We start from the raw sequence: 15774 nt of genomic DNA on the forward strand, positions 1-15774 counted from the left end.
TCGCCTCGTCGGTGCTGCGCAGCAGTGGCAGCTCGCCGGCGAGGATGGCTTTGATGGAGCGGTCTGCTTCGGCTTTGGTCAGGCGCGCGTCGACGGTGTCGTCGGGTAGTCCGGATCGGGCGAGCAGCGTGCGCAGGGTGTCGAGTTGGCGTGCGGTGGCGGGATCGTTCGCCCAGGTCGGTGGGGTGCGGCGTTGTGCGGCATCGGCGCGGGCGACGGCGCTGTGGTTGATCGAGGCGGGGTCGATTCCGGCTGCGCGCAGGGCGTTGCCGAGCTGCCCCTCGCCCGCGCGGGCGCGCTCGTAGTCGGCGAGCAGTCGGGTGCGGCGGTAGGACAGGTCCGAGATCCGCTGTGTCAGTGCCTCGATGCCGTCGCGGTTGCCTTGCTGGCGTGCGCGTTCGAGCGCCCGTTCGGCGTTGTCGAGGTGCTGTCTGAGCCGGCCTCCTCGGTGCAGGATGTCGGCGGTGGCCGTGTGGGCGTCGACCCACTGCGCCCGTAGGGTCAGAAGGGAGTCGTGCCCGGTGTTCGGTCCATCTCGTCGAGGATCAGTGTTTCGAGCTCCGCGGCGATCGGATCGTTCGCTGTGGTCGGCGTCGGCTGGTTGTCGTCGAGTCGTTGTTGGATCAGTGCCTGGGCGAGCAGCAGGAATCGGCCCGGCCGGTCCATCCATACCCGGTCCACGATCCGGCTCGCCAGCGGCGAGATGTCCACCGACAGTGTCGTCCAACGCATCTCGTCGCGATTGTCCTGTGCGGTCTGCAGGTGCGCTCGGCGCTCCCCCTCGATCACTGCGTCCGTGGAGATCACCCGTTGGTAGATCTCCTCGGTCACCTGCGGGTAGAGGTGTTCCTCGAGGATCTTCGACCGTGCCGACTGCCAGGCCGTGGTCATCAACGCCACGGTCGTGGGGTAGTCCGGTGTCACTCCCGGGTTCTCGGCCCGCCACCGATCCATCAGGAAGCCGTGGGCGCTGTCCCCCACCGTTTCCTCCACCAGTTGGGTCAGTCGCGCCGCTTCGCGCTCGATCTGTTCCTCGCGTGCGGCCTCGGGCAGGTCCGGATCGAGTCCGATCCACTCCCCCCAGATCCTGCGCACTTCGTCGCGGATCCGCAGATCCACGTTCATCTCCGGTTCCGACATCGTCGGTCCCCTCTCCGATCGAAAACAGGGACGGTTGGTCCTGGTCGTCACGCGCCATGGTCGCTGCGCCCCCGCTCGGTGTGTGGTGAAAGCGAAAAATCTACCCATGCGGCACACCGGATCGGTGCGGCCGTTCGGCTGGTCGGGCTCGTCCATCGTGGTCCGTCCTTCATTCGGTGCTCACAGTTCATGGCCACGGTCCTTTCGTGGGCCGCTCTCGGGTTCTCGGTGCGGGCCCTTGCTTCCCTTCGCCTGCTTGCGTAGTCGCTCGCGTACCGCGTCCTCGGCGGTGCGTTCGTCCTGCGTGAGGGCGGCGCGGCGTTCGAGTTCCGCGCGGTAGCGAGCCAGCGTCGCGGCTCCGCTCTCGCTGGGATTGAGCCGTTGACTGAGGGTGGTCTGTTTGATCTTGGCCTTGAGCTCGGGTGTTGCGGTCTTCATGGCCTTGGTTCCTTCTGAGATGCGCTGGTCGATCGCGTGCGGGTCGAGGTCGTGCTGCGTGGCCTCGGTGCGGGCGCTATCGGGCTGGGGCGTCTCGTCGACGGCAGAGCTGGTGGTGCGGGCAGCGGTGGGTTCTTCCCGGGTCGGTTCCGGTTGCCGGCGTTCGGAGGTCTGGACCTCGGGCACCGCACGATCAGCGGTGATCAGCTCGGCGGCGATGGGTTCGAGGTCGGCGTGCGGTGAGCGGGTGTGCTCGGCGTCGTCGAGGGCGAGCCGAGGCGTGGTGTGTTCGATGTCCGGTCTGGGCAGGGTCGCGACTCGGCCGCGTGCATCCGGCTCGGGTGAGCGTGCGGGCGGCAGGGGGGTGTGTTCGGCGACGGTGGGGGCATCGTGGTGGGCCTCGTGCATTTCCGCGCGCATGATCTCGCCTTCGAGTGCGCGGACGGTGGCGCGGGCGTCGTCAACGGACATCTGGTCGATGCTGGCTGCCGTGTCGCGGATGACGTCGGCGTCGGCTGTGGTGACGATGTTGGCGGGTCCCCCGGCGGCGGTCTCGAGGTCGGTCTGGGCCCGCTTCCAGAGCTGGTGTGCGTCACGTTCGGTGGCGTGAGCGTGCTCGCGCAGTATCTCGACCAGGGCTAGGTCGGCCTGGGCGTGGAGTGCGTCGTCGTCGCGGCCGTCCTTGGTCGCGGCTGCTGCAGCTCGCGCCAGGTCTCGGCATCGAGCGTCGGTGGTTTCGAGTTCGTGGGTCGTGTCGAGCCACCGGGCGTGCGCGTCCTGTGCGGCGAAGTACAGCGGGCGCAGGGCGTCGGCACGGCTGCGGATATCGACGATCATGGGGATCGCGGCGGTCATCGCCGGGCCTCGTTCGTCGAGGTACGCGCGCCACAGATCGTTGCTGCGGTTGCGTGCGTCGGCGAGTTCGGCGTGCAGCGCAGCTACCCGTGCGGCGGGTGCGATGTCTTCGTGTTCGGGGCGGACCATGCGCAGGGAGTCCATCGACTCCGCGAGCATGTCCCAGTCGGCTCCGGTGTCGTACTCGAAGTCCGGTGGGGGCAGGTCGGACTCCGGGTCAGGAGGTAGGTCCGCGTCGCTCAGCTCGGGGTAGTAGTCGTCGAAGCCGACGTCGAACACCGGGCCGGTCCCGGTGACGGTCTCAGGGGCGTGGCTCTGTGCGGCGGCGGGGGTCGACTCGTACGGGTCGGTCTTTCCGGCGACCGTTGCTGCCGCCTCGTCCTCGGCAGGGTCGACCAGTGCGTGCTCGACGGCCGGGAAGTCGTGGTGGGTGAACTCGTGATGGCTCAGGGCGGTGATCCGCCACGCCAGCGCTTGGGTCAGCTCGTCGGGGCGTAGTTCGTCGTCGACCTCGCGGGCCTGGGTGAGCAACTCGTCGGTGAAGGCCAGGATCTGCTGCGGCTCCCAGTCGATGGGCGCGTTGTCGACCGCGGCGACAAGGGAAGGCCATGCGTGATCGCTGCGGATCGTGCGAGCCGTCTCCTCGCCGAACACGACGTCGAGCGCCGGCGTCCAGTGCGGTGTGAGGTGCTTGGACGGTGTCGTGGAGTCCAGAGCTGCCGGGCTCAGGGTGCGCGAGAGCCGCCACCACAGGGCTGCGGCGGGCATCTCGTCGGGAAGTGGGCGGTCCCCGGTGACCGAGCGCAGCAGAGCGGGGACGTCGAGACCGGCGCGGCGGGCGGTGGTCAGCCGGAGTGCGAGCACCGGCCAGAACGGGTCGGTGAGGATCCGCGGCTCGATCTTCTGGGCGAGCGCTCTCCAGGCGTTGGTGGCGGCATCGGGCGAGCCGATGACCGCTGCTGCCCTCTTGTCGAGCCGGTTCTGCTGCCGCTTGTGTGCGGCCGCGTACTGCGCGGGACCGGTGGGCCGGAGGTCGATGTCATCGACCGTGTGGGCAGCGCGCCACACGGCGAGATCCGCGAACAGGTCCGGGTGTTCGAGGAAGGGGCGGGCCCAGATTGGCGCGGTCTCGCTGGTCCAGTCGCGGGCGCGTTCGTGGACCGCTGTCGAGAGCGAGTCGACCAGGTGGGCGCGTGCGGTGAGGTAGTTGCTCCACGTCGGATCTGTGCGCAGGGCTGGGGGGATGGCGGGCAGCCACGGTAGGGGTCCGCTGCCGGCGGAGTGCTCCCCGCTCGGGTCGAGCCTCCAGTCCAGCACGGCGGCGACGTCGACGGCGGTGTCGAGTTCGCGGTGGCCGGCGGCGCGGGTGAGGGTGGCGATCGGGTCGGTTCCCCCGACGGCGCGGATGGCCAGGTGCTTGCGCAGCACGGGCCATGCTGCGGCGTCGGTGACGCCGGGGACGATCTTGTCCGCTTCGGTGTCTATCCGCTCCATCTCGTCGTTGCCGAGGACCTGTTCTGCTGCGGTGCCGACGGCATCGTCGTAGGCCGCTGCGGCGATCGGGAGTCGTTCGGCGGGGTCTGCGAGTCGGCGGGCGGCGGTGGTGGCCGATTCCTGCGCGCCGTCTCGGCCGAGGATGCGGGTGAACAGGTCCACCGCCGTTTGAGGCGTGACGGCTTCGGGGGTGATGACCGAGTGTTCGTCGCCGTCGAGGGCGGACCCGAAGTACAGGTGGTTCTCGTGGCGGCCACGGGTGGCGGCGACGTAGGCGAGCTGTCGGGTCTCGTGTCCGCTTAGGACGGTGTGGCAGGTGTCGGCGGTGATGCCCTGTGCGCCGTGGATGGTGCGGGCGTATCCGAGGGTGACCTTGTCGCTGACGTAGTCGGCGGGCAGGGTCACCACGCGGCTGTCTCCGATGCGGCGGACTTTCAGGCTGCCGTCGGCGTTCGTCTCCTCGACGGTCCACCGGTTGCCGTTGCGGACGAAGTCGGTGGCACCGACGACGAGTCGTCGATCGTTGCGGCGGGTGGTGATGACATCCCCGACCGAGGCGTGCAGTCCGTCGGCCAAGGTGACCTCGCGGCCGATGATGGTCTTGCCCGTCGCTGCGAGGCGGTCGATGCGGGCACGTTCGTTGAGGGTGCGGACCGTGTCACGGGTGGGGGCGAGCATGACCGCGTCGAGGCCGTTGTCGATGTCGCGTTGCCACGCCGAGTAGGCCTGGTCTTCGGCGGCGACGAGATCTCCGACGTGGACTCGGTTGTTGTCGATGTAGAAGCCGATCGCTTCGGCGTTTCCGGCTCGCAGGTCCAGGGAGGCGAGGCCTTCGGCGTTGTCCTTGAATCGGACGACGTCGGTGAGGGTGATCGCCCCAGTGGTGGTGGCGATGTCGCGGAGAACTCCGCCGGCGGCGACGGAGGCGAGCTGTTGATCGTCTCCGACCAGACGGACGCTGCCGCCCCGGTCGAGAACGAACTGCACGGCCAGGTCGAGGTCGGCGGTCGAGGCCATGCCGGCTTCGTCGATGACGACGAGAGAACGGTGGTCGATGCTGTCGAACCAGTCGGGGACTGTCACGACCTCGCCGGATGCGGCGTCGTCGAGCTCGCGCAGGGTGTGGACGAGTTTGCCGAGGGTGTCGGTCGTCGCGTCGAGGTCTTCTTCAAGGGCGGCAGCAGCAGCGGCGGTCGGTGCCAGACCGAGAACGTGACCCCCTTCCGCTTCCCAGCTGCTCCGCAATACGGCCATGGCGGTGGTCTTGCCGGTGCCGGCGGGTGCGAGAGCGAGCTGGAGGCGTTGCCCAGAGGTGGCGAGCTCGCGGACCATCTGCGCTTGCGAGACGTTGAGGTCGAACTTGTTGGCGGCGTGTTCGAGCAAGGCGAGATCGACGGTGAGCGGGTCGACGCTGCGTCCCCCACCGAGTTGCGCGGCCTGTACGAGGCGGTCTTCGGCGGCGAGGATGGACTCGCAGGTGTAGAGGCGGGTGCCTTCGGTGGTGTAGACGCTCGCCCCGTTGCTGCGGCGCAATACCCCCGGCTCGTCCAGGTCGTCGTCCGGTCCTAACGCGACCGATCGCTGCGGATCCAGAGCAGCATCGGTGATGGCGGTGATCGCGTATTCCATCTGCTCGCTCGGGACCGAGCACGCGCGCACGATGCGGGCGGCTTCGGCGCGCAGATGCCATTGCTGCCAGCGGGCGCGGCTCTGCCCGACCACCGACAGGGCGTGGTCGGCGCTCTCGGCGATCCACTGTGCGTCCACGGTGACGGGTTCGCGTACGGGCCCGTGGTCGTGGGTGGTGCGTCGGATCATTTCCGAGAGGGCGCGTTCGTTTCCGAGGACTTCGATTGCTTCGGCCCGCCAGTCGGTGCGTTGTTCTGCGAGCGAGCGCGGTTCGTGTTTGGCTTCGCGGGTTTCGAGGTTGGCGCGTTGGTTGAGTTTGCGGGCTTCGGCGGGTGTGGGTTCGCGGCCGAGTTCGCGTTGGAACTCGGCCGCGAGCTCTCCCCGACGCAAGTCGATCATCCCGGCGCGGGACGACCAGCGGGCTGCCAGATCGGCGTCGACGCCGACGATTTCGCGGATCGGGCGTTTGCCGGGGTCGGTGCCGGCGCGTTCGGCGAAGTCGACGCCGAGGCGTTCGCGGAGGTATCCCTCGAGGCGGGTGTTGTAGGTCTCGGAGATCGCGACCATCGCTTTGTGCAGTGGCCGGCCGTCGATGGCGAGCCACTTGTTCTGTCCTTTGACTTTCACCTTGTTCGAGATCGCGACGTGGGTGTGCAGGTCGGGCTCGCCCGCGCGGGAGTCGCGATGGGTGAAGGCGGCGGCGAGCATCCCTTCGGTGTCGACTTGTTGGACACCGTCGGTGCCGAGCCTGGTGAGCAGGGCGTTGTTCTCGAACCAGTCGAGTGCGTCTTTGACCGCGTCGTGGTGGGCGGCTTCGATCGCTTCGGACATCTCTCGCGGGGCCAGCGCCCACAGGGCACTGACCGACTTCACCGGGGAGAAGGTGATGTCGTATCCGGCGACGGCGGTGGTCTTGGCGCGGGAGTTCTTGGCGACCCAGCCGCTGAGTTCGCGGTCGTCGAGCGGTGCGCGGCCGAGTTCGGTCTCGAACATCTCGCGGGCGATTCGGGTGCGGATCTGTGCGCGGACGTCGTCGTCGACCGGCGCGTGGGAGGGCAGACCGAGGGCGGCGTTGTGTTCGGTGAACGCTTCGCCGACCGCCTTGCGGAACTCGGTGACGCCGGTGTGAATCCGAAAGGGGTTGCCCAGCTTGCTCTCTCGCAGTGCGAGCGCGGCGGCGTCCTTCTTGCTGGCACCGTCGGCGACGAGGGCGGTGGCGTGCCTGCCCTCGATGGCGGTGGCGTCGGGGTGTTTGCCTTCGCCGAACAGGGCGAGCATGTGCGCTTCGGTGACCTCGTCGCCTGCGCCGATGGTGCGCAGCGTGGGCAGCCCCGATCCCATCCAGAGGCCGGGTGACTCGCCTTTAGAGGAGTAGTAGTCCGCGAGAGTGTCGCGTCCACGTGCGGTGGCGTCGTGCGCAGCGACCTGCCGGATCAGGTACATGTACCCGTCCCCGGCGGTCAGCTTGTGCATCGTCGCGGTCACGAAACAGATCATAGCTGCTGTTATCTTTTCGTTATCCTTAATGCAAGAGGTCTGTAGGACTTGATCTTGGGTTCGTGAGGTGGAATGGTGCGGCAACAGGGACGGAGCTGCAGGCGAGGGCCTGTGGGGACGTGACGAGGTCTGACTGGCGTCTGGGTTGGAGGTGGGTGTTGCGATGAGTAGGTCGGGTGATCGGATCTCTACGCGAACTCAGCTCCGCGCGGCAGCGGCAGCGAAGGTGGCCGATGCGGCGAGCTCGGCTCGACCGGCGGTGGCATCGTTTCTGGCTGCGCAAGCTCAAGTCGTCGCAGCGGAGCAGGCGATGGTGGCGGCGTTGATCGAGTTGCAGTCGTATGTCGGCGGTCTCGACGTGGCGGCGGAGATGGTGGGGCTCGATGACGAGTCCGCCCGTGCCTTGGTCTCGCGCGTGGCCGCCAGCGGCGTGGGGAGTGAGGGCGGGTGATGGCCGCGCGTCGACCGGTGCGGCAGTCGACGACGACCGAGGAGCATCGCCGGGCGTGGGTGGCTCGTGTCGGTGAAATCGCCGCGTTACTCGGGCAGTCCACTCCCCCGTCCGTCGAGTTCCTGCCCGGGCCGTTGGGTATGGGTGCGCGCTATCACCATGGGACCGACACGTTGGGTGTGACGGATGGGTGGATCAGCGCAGAGCCGGATCCGTGGTCGTTGCCGTCGTCGGCGTTGCTGGCGCACGAACTGGGTCACCGTGAGGAGTTGACCAACATTCGTCGCGCTCGCCGGCTCTACTATCTCGCGTACTTCGCTCTGGTGGCACTTCTGCTCGGTGGCTGCGTCGCCGCGTTCGTGTCGTGGACGCGTGAGTCGGACGGCGGGTTGGATGCGTCGGTATGGTTCCCGCTGTTCGTCTCGGCCGTGGGAGTTGCCGTCGTGGTGTCGATGATGGTGACGAGTTGGCCGCGTGAGTACTACGCCGACGGTGTGGCGGCGCGTCTGTTCGGCAGTAGGGGCGTTGTGGCGTGCTTGGCCGTGTACGCCGAGAACGGTTCCCGTTCGACCGTGTGGCCGTCACACACGCACCCCTCACACCGCATGCGGATCGCACGGCAACGCCGCCGCGAAGCCCAGAGACGTTAGGTGGCCGGCGGACCCGAATTGCCCCGTTCCCGCTTCGCTTCCGAGAGCATTCGGTCGGGTGAGTTTGTCTCGTTCAGGTCCGATCGAGTGCAGCTTGAGCCACCGCACGAACGTTATCCTTGACGGACTCTGCCTCGACCGGGATCTGGATGGGCTCTCCGCTGTAGGACTCACCGTAGGTTTGCGCGGTTACGGTCCACTCGGCGGATAGAGAAGACGCGGTGCTGTCGACCGCGCGCAAGATCAGCAGTTCGTCATCGCTGGTCCATGTCTCGTCGGGGCGCAGGTGTTGCAGATCGATTGTGATGACGATCGTCTCGTCGTCGACGTTCTCCCATGCAAGGGGAGCGCCCGCGAATTGCAATCTTGCGCTGTAGTCCATTACTGGGGGTGGAATGTATGGGTCGAACAGAGGCGTGCTCGGTGGCGTGACGGGGGGAATGAACTCGTCGAAGTCGAAGGCGTCGCGCTCTTCCCAGTCGAGACCTTGCGCACCCTTGATCGTGATCTTGACTTGGACGTCGTTGAGGAAGACGCGTTCGATGTTTCGTAGCCGCAGTCGCGTGCCTGGCCACGCAATGGCTGCCAGGTACTGCTCACTGTCGTCCCAGCCTTCTTGCACGTCCTGCGACCACTCGTCCAGAAGGGTGTCGAGGTCTGTTCTCGTTCGCGGCTGCGGGTCGTACTCGACTCCCAACAAACTTGAGAGGTTCGGGAGGTTCAAGGGTCGGACACCGAACGGTGATTCCTTTCGTGCCGCCTCGGCTGCCTCGTCGAATTCCCGTCTTTGCTGATCACTGATCGCGGCGATCAACGTAGAGCTCGCAGCGTCACCGTCTGAAAAGTAGCGGGCAGAACCGTCGATGGACAGTGCTACGTCGATGGGAGGTGGGCCGGCTTCGATGTCGAGGTACTGCTTGCGTATCTGCGCCATGTTGGGCCGATCAATGACACCCATGGTTCGCTCGAGATGGTAGATCTCGATCTCGGTTCCGTCTCCCAGATCTTCTAGATCCTTTCGTTCAGCCAACAGTATTTCCTGGTTGGTGACGAAGACGAAGCCATGCGGGGCGTGATTCTTGGCAGCGGCCAAATCGTCGGTGAACTTCTTCTTGATGGTCGCGGCGAACTTCTGCTGACCTCGGGGGAAGTAGACACCCATGATCCAGCTCTTTCCGTCCTTGGTGGCGACGGCGTCTTTGCCGCTGTCCTTGCCGCCGAGCGGGTGTGAGGGGTCGATGTTCTCGTACCCCTCCGCGTGGAGGACGTGCGCCGCGAGGCGTTCCGATGGGGTCTGTCCTTGCGTCCACTCTCGGAGGCGGAACCACGTCTCGTCCTTGCGCGTCATCTACGGGGCCTTCCGATCTCGAACAACGGGGCACCCGCGAGCGTAGCTATCTGCCGTCGCGCACCTCGGCATATCGATGCGGCGTTCTGTGTTCTCGATCGGGGAGGAATGCCTGGCGTTCGACCCGTGTGCGTACGGCAGTGACCGGGTAGGCTGGGCAGCGCTGAGGATGCCGTTGCGGGTCGATCCTTCAAGCGCAGATTCGTGTACCCACCGAACTCGTCGCGCTGTTGGTGCCGGCGGTTCGGGCGACTTGAAAGGCCCGCAACTCATGAGTGTCACCCCAGTCAATACAGAAGCCATCTACGCCGCCGCGGAGGCCGCTGTTCGTGGACGTGTCGCCTTGGCAGAAGCCATCGTGACCGCACAGCAAGCAGTCGGAACTGCCGAGGAGAACGCCGCCAAGCAACGAGCCGAAGCCGACGCCGCGATCAAAGCGGCCGAGGCCACCAAACGCGCAGCAGCGAAATCGGTCGACGCCAGCAAGAAGGCCGTTCACGCCGCGATGCGAGAAGCATTGGTGGGCGGGTGGACTGCAGCTGAACTGCGCGACATCGGGCTCGCAGTGCCGACGTCGGTCATCTCCTCCGCTGTCGGTAGTAAGTCGACGGAGTCACGCAAACGCAGTGCGAGCGCCACACCGAAGCGCCCGCGGATCAGCCTGAACGCGAGCGAGGACGCCGCGTCGAGCAGCGCCGGTGAGCGAAGCTCAACCGAGACGACTGCTCCCTCGGATCATCAGGCGCAGAACGAACACGGGCGCATCGACAACGCTCCCGACGTACAGTCACTGGCGCACACCGGATAGCGCGGGAGACGGGTCGATGAGATCCTCGACAGCGGGCCGTGTTCGCGGCGAGAAGCCGTTGGCGCACAGCGGCCGTCGTGTTCACGACAGGCCGGCCGGCCGGGAACCGTTAGGTGGGTGGGGAGTCGGTGCCGAAACCGTTGGTAGTGGGCGACGCCGACGAGCGAGCTCGGTTTCGCAGCTACGTCGTACATGGGCCGCACCGGTCGTCGTGTGCGATCTGGATCGGGGCCATTGCCGACGACGGGTACGGCAGATTCTGGGTCTCCCGCGGTGGACGACCGCGGGTGGTTCGCCCGCATCGCTACGCGTTGGCGATCGCGCTCGGTGGGTCGATCGACGAGTCGGTGAACGCATTGCACATGTGCGACAACCCGATCTGCGTACGAGTGACGCTGGACGAGGCGCAGCAACAGCCACTCCACGTGGTCGACGGGAACCAGTCGCAGAATCTGCGCGACATGGCAGCGAAAGGTCGCGGCGGTGGACGTCGCCAACCCGGGCTTTGGTACGGGCCGGATCGAGCCGCACGTGCTGCTCGATCGCGCCGGTTGCGTGCGGCGGTACGCCATGGTTGGGACGACGCAGCTGTACAGGCAGCCCTATTGGAGAGCGCTACGCCGACCTTGTTCTGAGACCACGGCTGGACGCAAGGTCACAGGGAGCTGCTGAAGGCACTGGCTACGACCGCCACGGCCATCGCGAACAGGACGCCGACCACCACGCTCACGAGCCGGAAACCCATGCCGAACACCATTCCGGTCGCGCGCATCGGTGCGAATCGCCAGCCACCGTCGTCGGTGACGCCGGCGCGCAACACCGCAACGACGAAAACGATGCCGACCACTATCGCTATCACCACGATCATCACCTCGCTTCTCGTTCTGGGGGTCGCCCCGTGTGGCGGCCAGTAGACACCACGGCACCGACAGGTTTCGAGGCACGCGGCTACAGCCGGCGCGTCGACGCCCTCTGAACCGACGCCCTTTCGCTCTTCCTCCGCGCGTGTCATCCCTCTCTGGGAGATCCTCACGCGCACGACGAAAAAGGATCAACCGTCATGACTTCAGCACGAAATCGTCCCACCCATTCCGAGCGCATCACAGTCGAGGTCGCATCCCTCGATCAGCACAACGATCCGGGGCACGTGTTCGCCCGCGCCGAATTCCTTTCCCGGACAGCGGCTGCGACCTTCGCTGTCGGTCAGGCCGCGATGCTGTCCGCCGGCCGGGAGATCGACCGTATCGCGGCCACTGTCAGTGTCCGGGCGGGCGACGGAGCGCACACCGAGCTGCCCTTCATCGGCACGCCCAACGAACTTGCGGTGGTGCTCAGTAGCGAGCCGGGGTACGCATCGGGGGTACGCAGGGCGCAGGTGCCGGCCCCGCCCGCGGTAGCCGAGGTGATCTCTCGATTCGCGGACTCGGCTCCGTCGCGCATCGACGCGGCCCCGACCGAGCCAGACGTGAGTGAGGTGCGGGTTCAATCGACCCGTCCCGAGCCGATTCCCGATTCCCGGACCGTGGTCGGGGTGTACGCGACCGCGGACGCGACGCGCATTGCTTCCGCGATCGCCGAACGGATCGGCGGTTCAGTCACCGCGGATCCCGAGAGCCGGAGATTGACCGTCAGCCATGCGGCACCGATCACCGTGCACGAGAGTGAGGCAGTTGAACGACGTCATCGCATCGCCTCTCTTCGGGCGAACATCGCAACTCTGGACGCAATGTGGGACCGCGACCACGTCGCCGCACTCAGTGGTGAATTGGACGATCTGCGGAAGCGCACACAGTCGTTCGAGCCACGTCCGGACGGCGTGCCGATGGACGGCCCGGCGACGCACGCTCAGTCACGCGGGCAACTGACCGGTGAGAACACGGCAACATCGATGCCCCCCTCGTTGCGAACGGTGCTCAACCGACAGCCGAGTCACCCCCGCGAGGTAACCCCACCGGTGCCATCACCTCAGGCACGCTCGACACAGGATCTCGGACGTTGACCGATCGAAGCCTCGTCCGGGCCAACGTCGTCTCCATCCCCTACGCCAGCTCTGTTACCTGCTTCCCCACCGTGAGGACCAATCATGGGCACCGTTGATCCTCGCTCGATCACTCCGCCGGCCGCACACGGCGACGTGATGGAGGTCGGCTGGTCTATCGGACTGGCCGGACACCGCACGGCCGAGGAGATTCCCGAGATTGTCGAGCGGTTTCGGGTGTGCGGTATCACGGCGGAGATCCTCGACGAGGTTCTCACCGATCCGAACCGACTGTTGCTTTCCCCCGACCGCGATGGTGAGCGGTGGGCGCAGCAATACGGCGGACCTGCCGGTGCCGCGCTGCTCGTCTCCGAGCTACTCGCCTACCTCGCGCACCAGCACCGCGTCGCTGCCCGTATCCGCGTGGATCTGGTCACGGGCATGGTGGCAACCGGCTCCGCGTCTACTGTCGCGCATCGTCTCGGAATCCCCGATCACGACGTGACCCGACTACCCCTCGTACACCCTGACGTGCAGACCAGTGACATCGACGCACCCTCGACCGTAGGACTCCGACCATGAGCACACCCGAGTACGCCACCGCTGTTCTCACCGAAGTCGACACCCTGGAGTTGGCGGCCCTCGCCGAGCTCCGATCGCCGGAAGCGGTTGCCGCGTTCGACATGCTGCACAGCAGCATTCGGCCGGAGACCGCTGCGCGGTTCGTCGAGCTACTGGCGATCATCAACGAACTTTCCGGGCCGGACTTCGCCGTTGCCGCATCGTTGGATCTGCTCGCGGCGGTCGACGATTCGACCGACCTCGCGTTGGTCGTCGCGGCCGCGCCTACGCTCGACGATCCGATCACCGCGCTCGCTCTCGCGCAGCTCTTGCGGACCATCCACCAGGACTGACAACGTCTCCTCCCGACGTGGTGACCCCCCCGCCATCGCGCGTGGTCGGGGGTTTCACCATCTGGCTACCGCATCTTTGTGGCCTATGGGATTACGAGGTCTTCGTCTCGACCACTGGAACCCGGGCGGTTCAGGATATCGGTGGTTGCCGAAAACTGTTGAGCCGGTTGAAGGCTGCGCGCTGTCGGATGCCGAGTTCGACCATGTAGTCGAACAGGTCCGCTTCGGGTGATTCTTCGGCGGCCTGAGTCAGTCGTTGGCCGGCGATGTGGAAGCTGCGCCGGTAGGACTGGGACAGGACGTTGTCGGCGTAGTGCACGGCGGCGACAGAGTGTGCGCCGGCGGTGACGATACCCATGAGGCGTTTGCGTAGCGGTGCGTCTTTTGCTCCGTCTGCCCCGGATCGGATGAGTGCACCGGCGACGGATGCAAAGTCGTGGGGTTGGCCGGCGGTGATGAGGTCGACGATGTGCCCGTACATGCGTGCGTGCGCAGGATCCTCGAAGTCCGCCGCGGTGAGCGTGCTGGTGATCCGCTCGATGTCGGTTCCGTCGGCACTCTGATTGCGCACGTCCATCAGGGCGCACAGGAGCATCGCTTCGGGGTCGGTGGCCGGGTTGTAACCAGGCTCGACGGACGTGTCGAGGTCCTCGACGGGTGCGAGGTCCGCGCGTGCCTGCGCTGCCGTGTCGTCGCCGGGTGTGGGGACTGCGCGTAGTGCATTCATCGTGGGGCCTCGCGTTCATCTCGGGCGGATCAGGCGGTGGGGTTGCAACGGCGCTGGGGTCGGCGAGTTTGGCGGGTCAGGCTGCGGCAAGCCTGTCGAGGGCATCGATCCGGAACCCGGACCAGTGCTCCCCGCCGTCGACGACCACCACTGGGGCTTGGAGGTAGCCGAGTTCGCAGGTGACGAAGTGGCGGGCGGTGTCGTCTTGCGTGATGTCGATTGTCTGGTAGTCGAGGCCGTGTTTGTCGAGTCGTCGTTTCGTTGCGTCGCATTGTCCGCAATTCGGCTTCGTGTAGACGGTGATGGACATAATTCCCTCCTCGTGAGAATTGTTCTGTTGACTTCTATTCTACGTCATTGACGTCAATTAAACCAAGTGTATTGGACCTGAATTATTCGTTATTCCCATTGCCTCACTTGCTTTTTCGTCCATCCTATTTCTCTGATGAATTACATTTATCGGCACCTAGGAAGTGCTGTCGACCTCCAACTTCCGTGTCGGTCTGCATAGGGTTTCAGTGGAGGAGTTCGCGGCGTGCGGTGCGGCGGTCGCGGCGCGCGCTGGCGCGTTTGACGGCGCGGCGGACTTTGCGGCTGCCGTTGCGGTGGATGATGATGTCGATTTCGTCGGCGGTGGTGGGGTGCTGTGCTCGCATGGTGACCTGTTCTTCTCGACTGGTGGCCGGACCTTCGCCCTGCCAATTTCTTTCGCCGTGGTGGCTGGGGAGAGAAACCAGCGCACGGGAACGACGGGGCAACCCTTCGGCCGGACAGTTTTCGTGGGAGCGCAGCGACTACGGGACGAAAAGTGTTCGGAGCCTTCGGCCGTAGCGCAGCGGAGCGGGGGGTTGAGGCGGCGGGCGCGGGTGATGGATGCTCGCCAGAAGCCACCTACGTCGAAAAGAAATTTGATTCTTTTCGCTCTTTTGAGTGCGGAGCGCAGCGGAGTTCGGTTCGGTGCGGCCCGTAGGGGTGCGTGTGGCCCGCCGGGGCCTACTTGTGACGTGGCCGGCTTCGGGTGGTGGGACGCGGAACGCCGCCGGAGCTGGTGCTCTACGGCGGCGCGGTGTGGGGTACGGCTGTGAAGGTGATTGCGCGGGAGCGACGGAGCGTGACCGGGCTCGGTGACGCGGCAGCTTTCGCTTTTCTGTCTGTGCGGTTGTTCGTCTCCTGGGGCGTGTGGTGAAACCTTCGGCGGCGCGCCCGTCGGCGTCGCGGTTAGGGCGGTCAGGTTGTGGCGGGTACGAGGGTGTCGGGTTTGACGAGGTAGGGGTAGACGCCGGGGCCTGGTGTTTCGTTTTCGACTAGCACTAGGCCGTCTTGGATCTCGCGTACGACGACTATGCCGGGTGCGCCGGGTGCGAGGTGGTATCGGTCGCCGATGTTCACGGTCTCTCCTGTGCTGCTGTGGTGGTGTGTGTTGATTGTCGGTGCTCGGGGCCGACTCGGATGGCCACCGTGTTGGTGGTGTCGTTCACGTGAGGGGTGTGATCGCGTCGGCAGGGACCCATTGCCGATCGAGGTCGAGTCGGCCTCTTTTGTTGCCGGTCGGGATTGAAAAAGTCACGCTCGCAAGCCAATCCCCGACGCTGGTCCGGGCCCACGCGTACAGGGTTCCCTCGACGATGGTGTCCATTGCAAGGCCTTCGGCCCGGACTTTCAAAGCCGTGGTGTCGCGGAATCGTCCGCCTCCGGATCGTCCGATCGCGAGGGCCACGTTTTGTGCACGGATGGACAGATGTCCACGTACTGTTGCCCACCATGCCGAGACCTGGTTGGCGTGTTTGTATCACTCCACACGAGTTGGTGCCGCGGCCAGCGGTGCCGGACACAAATTTGGAGTGG

Annotated in this window: 15 protein-coding genes; 8 read left to right on the forward strand and 7 right to left on the reverse strand. The window is 66.1% G+C overall.

Translation table 11 applies throughout. The features are described from left to right. Positions 1 to 501: 501 nt before the first annotated feature. Together J1M81_RS26605 and mobF are read right to left on the reverse strand one after the other, a co-directional pair. Positions 502 to 1140, reverse strand: a complete 639-nt coding sequence (locus tag J1M81_RS26605) for a hypothetical protein (RefSeq protein ID WP_241258490.1) — start codon at positions 1138 to 1140, stop codon at positions 502 to 504. A gap of 180 nt (positions 1141 to 1320) precedes the next feature. Further along, positions 1321 to 7041, reverse strand: coding sequence for a MobF family relaxase (gene mobF / locus J1M81_RS26040; RefSeq protein WP_206499191.1), 5721 nt, complete (start codon positions 7039 to 7041; stop codon positions 1321 to 1323). A gap of 175 nt (positions 7042 to 7216) precedes the next feature. Here mobF and J1M81_RS26045 point away from each other — a divergent pair, with 175 nt between their 5' ends. After that, positions 7217 to 7504: a hypothetical protein gene (locus J1M81_RS26045; protein WP_143546444.1), complete on the forward strand. Its 288-nt coding sequence runs from the start codon at positions 7217 to 7219 to the stop codon at positions 7502 to 7504. Continuing rightward, positions 7504 to 8154 (forward strand): M48 family metalloprotease, encoded by a 651-nt coding sequence (locus J1M81_RS26050; protein WP_206499192.1) that lies wholly within the window; start codon positions 7504 to 7506, stop codon positions 8152 to 8154. The genes J1M81_RS26045 and J1M81_RS26050 overlap by 1 nt, the downstream gene beginning before the upstream one ends. Before the next feature lie 73 nt (positions 8155 to 8227). Here the strand turns inward: J1M81_RS26050 and J1M81_RS26055 are convergent, their stop codons facing one another. Beyond that, positions 8228 to 9502 carry a hypothetical protein gene (locus tag J1M81_RS26055; RefSeq protein ID WP_206499193.1) on the reverse strand — a complete coding sequence of 425 codons (1275 nt, stop codon included), beginning with the start codon at positions 9500 to 9502 and terminating at the stop codon, positions 8228 to 8230. A 271-nt stretch (positions 9503 to 9773) separates the two neighbouring features. On the opposite strand from J1M81_RS26055, the gene J1M81_RS26060 reads away from it, so the two are divergent. Both J1M81_RS26060 and J1M81_RS26065 read left to right on the forward strand, forming a co-directional pair. Further along, on the forward strand, positions 9774 to 10310 hold the full coding sequence (locus tag J1M81_RS26060) for a hypothetical protein (protein WP_206499194.1): 537 nt from the start codon (positions 9774 to 9776) through the stop codon (positions 10308 to 10310). A gap of 128 nt (positions 10311 to 10438) precedes the next feature. Further along, positions 10439 to 10945: a hypothetical protein gene (locus tag J1M81_RS26065; protein ID WP_256993627.1), complete on the forward strand. Its 507-nt coding sequence runs from the start codon at positions 10439 to 10441 to the stop codon at positions 10943 to 10945. Positions 10946 to 10965: 20 nt separating this feature from the next. On the opposite strand, the gene J1M81_RS26070 is transcribed toward J1M81_RS26065, so the two are convergent. Then, positions 10966 to 11172 (reverse strand): hypothetical protein, encoded by a 207-nt coding sequence (locus J1M81_RS26070; protein ID WP_206499195.1) that lies wholly within the window; start codon positions 11170 to 11172, stop codon positions 10966 to 10968. 198 nt (positions 11173 to 11370) lie between these two features. Here J1M81_RS26070 and J1M81_RS26075 point away from each other — a divergent pair, with 198 nt between their 5' ends. The 3 genes from J1M81_RS26075 (at position 11371) to J1M81_RS26085 (ending at position 13202) form a co-directional block, all read left to right on the forward strand. Further along, entirely contained in the window at positions 11371 to 12309 is a 939-nt protein-coding gene (locus tag J1M81_RS26075; RefSeq protein ID WP_206499196.1) for a hypothetical protein, read from the forward strand. Between the two features lie 84 nt (positions 12310 to 12393). After that, on the forward strand, positions 12394 to 12870 hold the full coding sequence (locus J1M81_RS26080) for a hypothetical protein (RefSeq protein ID WP_241258491.1): 477 nt from the start codon (positions 12394 to 12396) through the stop codon (positions 12868 to 12870). Then, the gene (locus J1M81_RS26085) at positions 12867 to 13202 is read left to right on the forward strand and encodes a hypothetical protein (RefSeq protein ID WP_206499197.1); all 336 of its coding nucleotides are present in this window, start codon (positions 12867 to 12869) and stop codon (positions 13200 to 13202) included. The genes J1M81_RS26080 and J1M81_RS26085 overlap by 4 nt, the downstream gene beginning before the upstream one ends. Positions 13203 to 13332: 130 nt before the next feature. Here J1M81_RS26085 and J1M81_RS26090 read toward each other — a convergent pair whose 3' ends face one another. From J1M81_RS26090 to J1M81_RS26100, 3 genes are all read right to left on the reverse strand, one after another. Continuing rightward, complete coding sequence (locus J1M81_RS26090; protein ID WP_206499198.1) at positions 13333 to 13929, reverse strand: DnaB-like helicase N-terminal domain-containing protein; 597 nt, start codon at positions 13927 to 13929, stop codon at positions 13333 to 13335. Positions 13930 to 14005: 76 nt separating this feature from the next. Then, positions 14006 to 14239 (reverse strand): glutaredoxin-like protein NrdH, encoded by a 234-nt coding sequence (nrdH, locus tag J1M81_RS26095; RefSeq protein ID WP_206499199.1) that lies wholly within the window; start codon positions 14237 to 14239, stop codon positions 14006 to 14008. A gap of 205 nt (positions 14240 to 14444) precedes the next feature. Beyond that, entirely contained in the window at positions 14445 to 14585 is a 141-nt protein-coding gene (locus J1M81_RS26100; protein WP_206499200.1) for a hypothetical protein, read from the reverse strand. A 365-nt stretch (positions 14586 to 14950) separates the two neighbouring features. Between J1M81_RS26100 and J1M81_RS26105 the strand changes: the two genes are divergently transcribed. Continuing rightward, a complete protein-coding gene (locus J1M81_RS26105) occupies positions 14951 to 15115 on the forward strand; it encodes a hypothetical protein (protein ID WP_206499201.1) in 165 nt (54 codons plus the stop codon). The last annotated feature ends 659 nt before the right edge of the window (positions 15116 to 15774 follow it).

The sequence above is a fragment of the Rhodococcus sp. KRD175 genome, assembly GCF_017168275.1.
Classification (GTDB): Bacteria; Actinomycetota; Actinomycetes; order Mycobacteriales; family Mycobacteriaceae; genus Rhodococcoides; species Rhodococcoides fascians.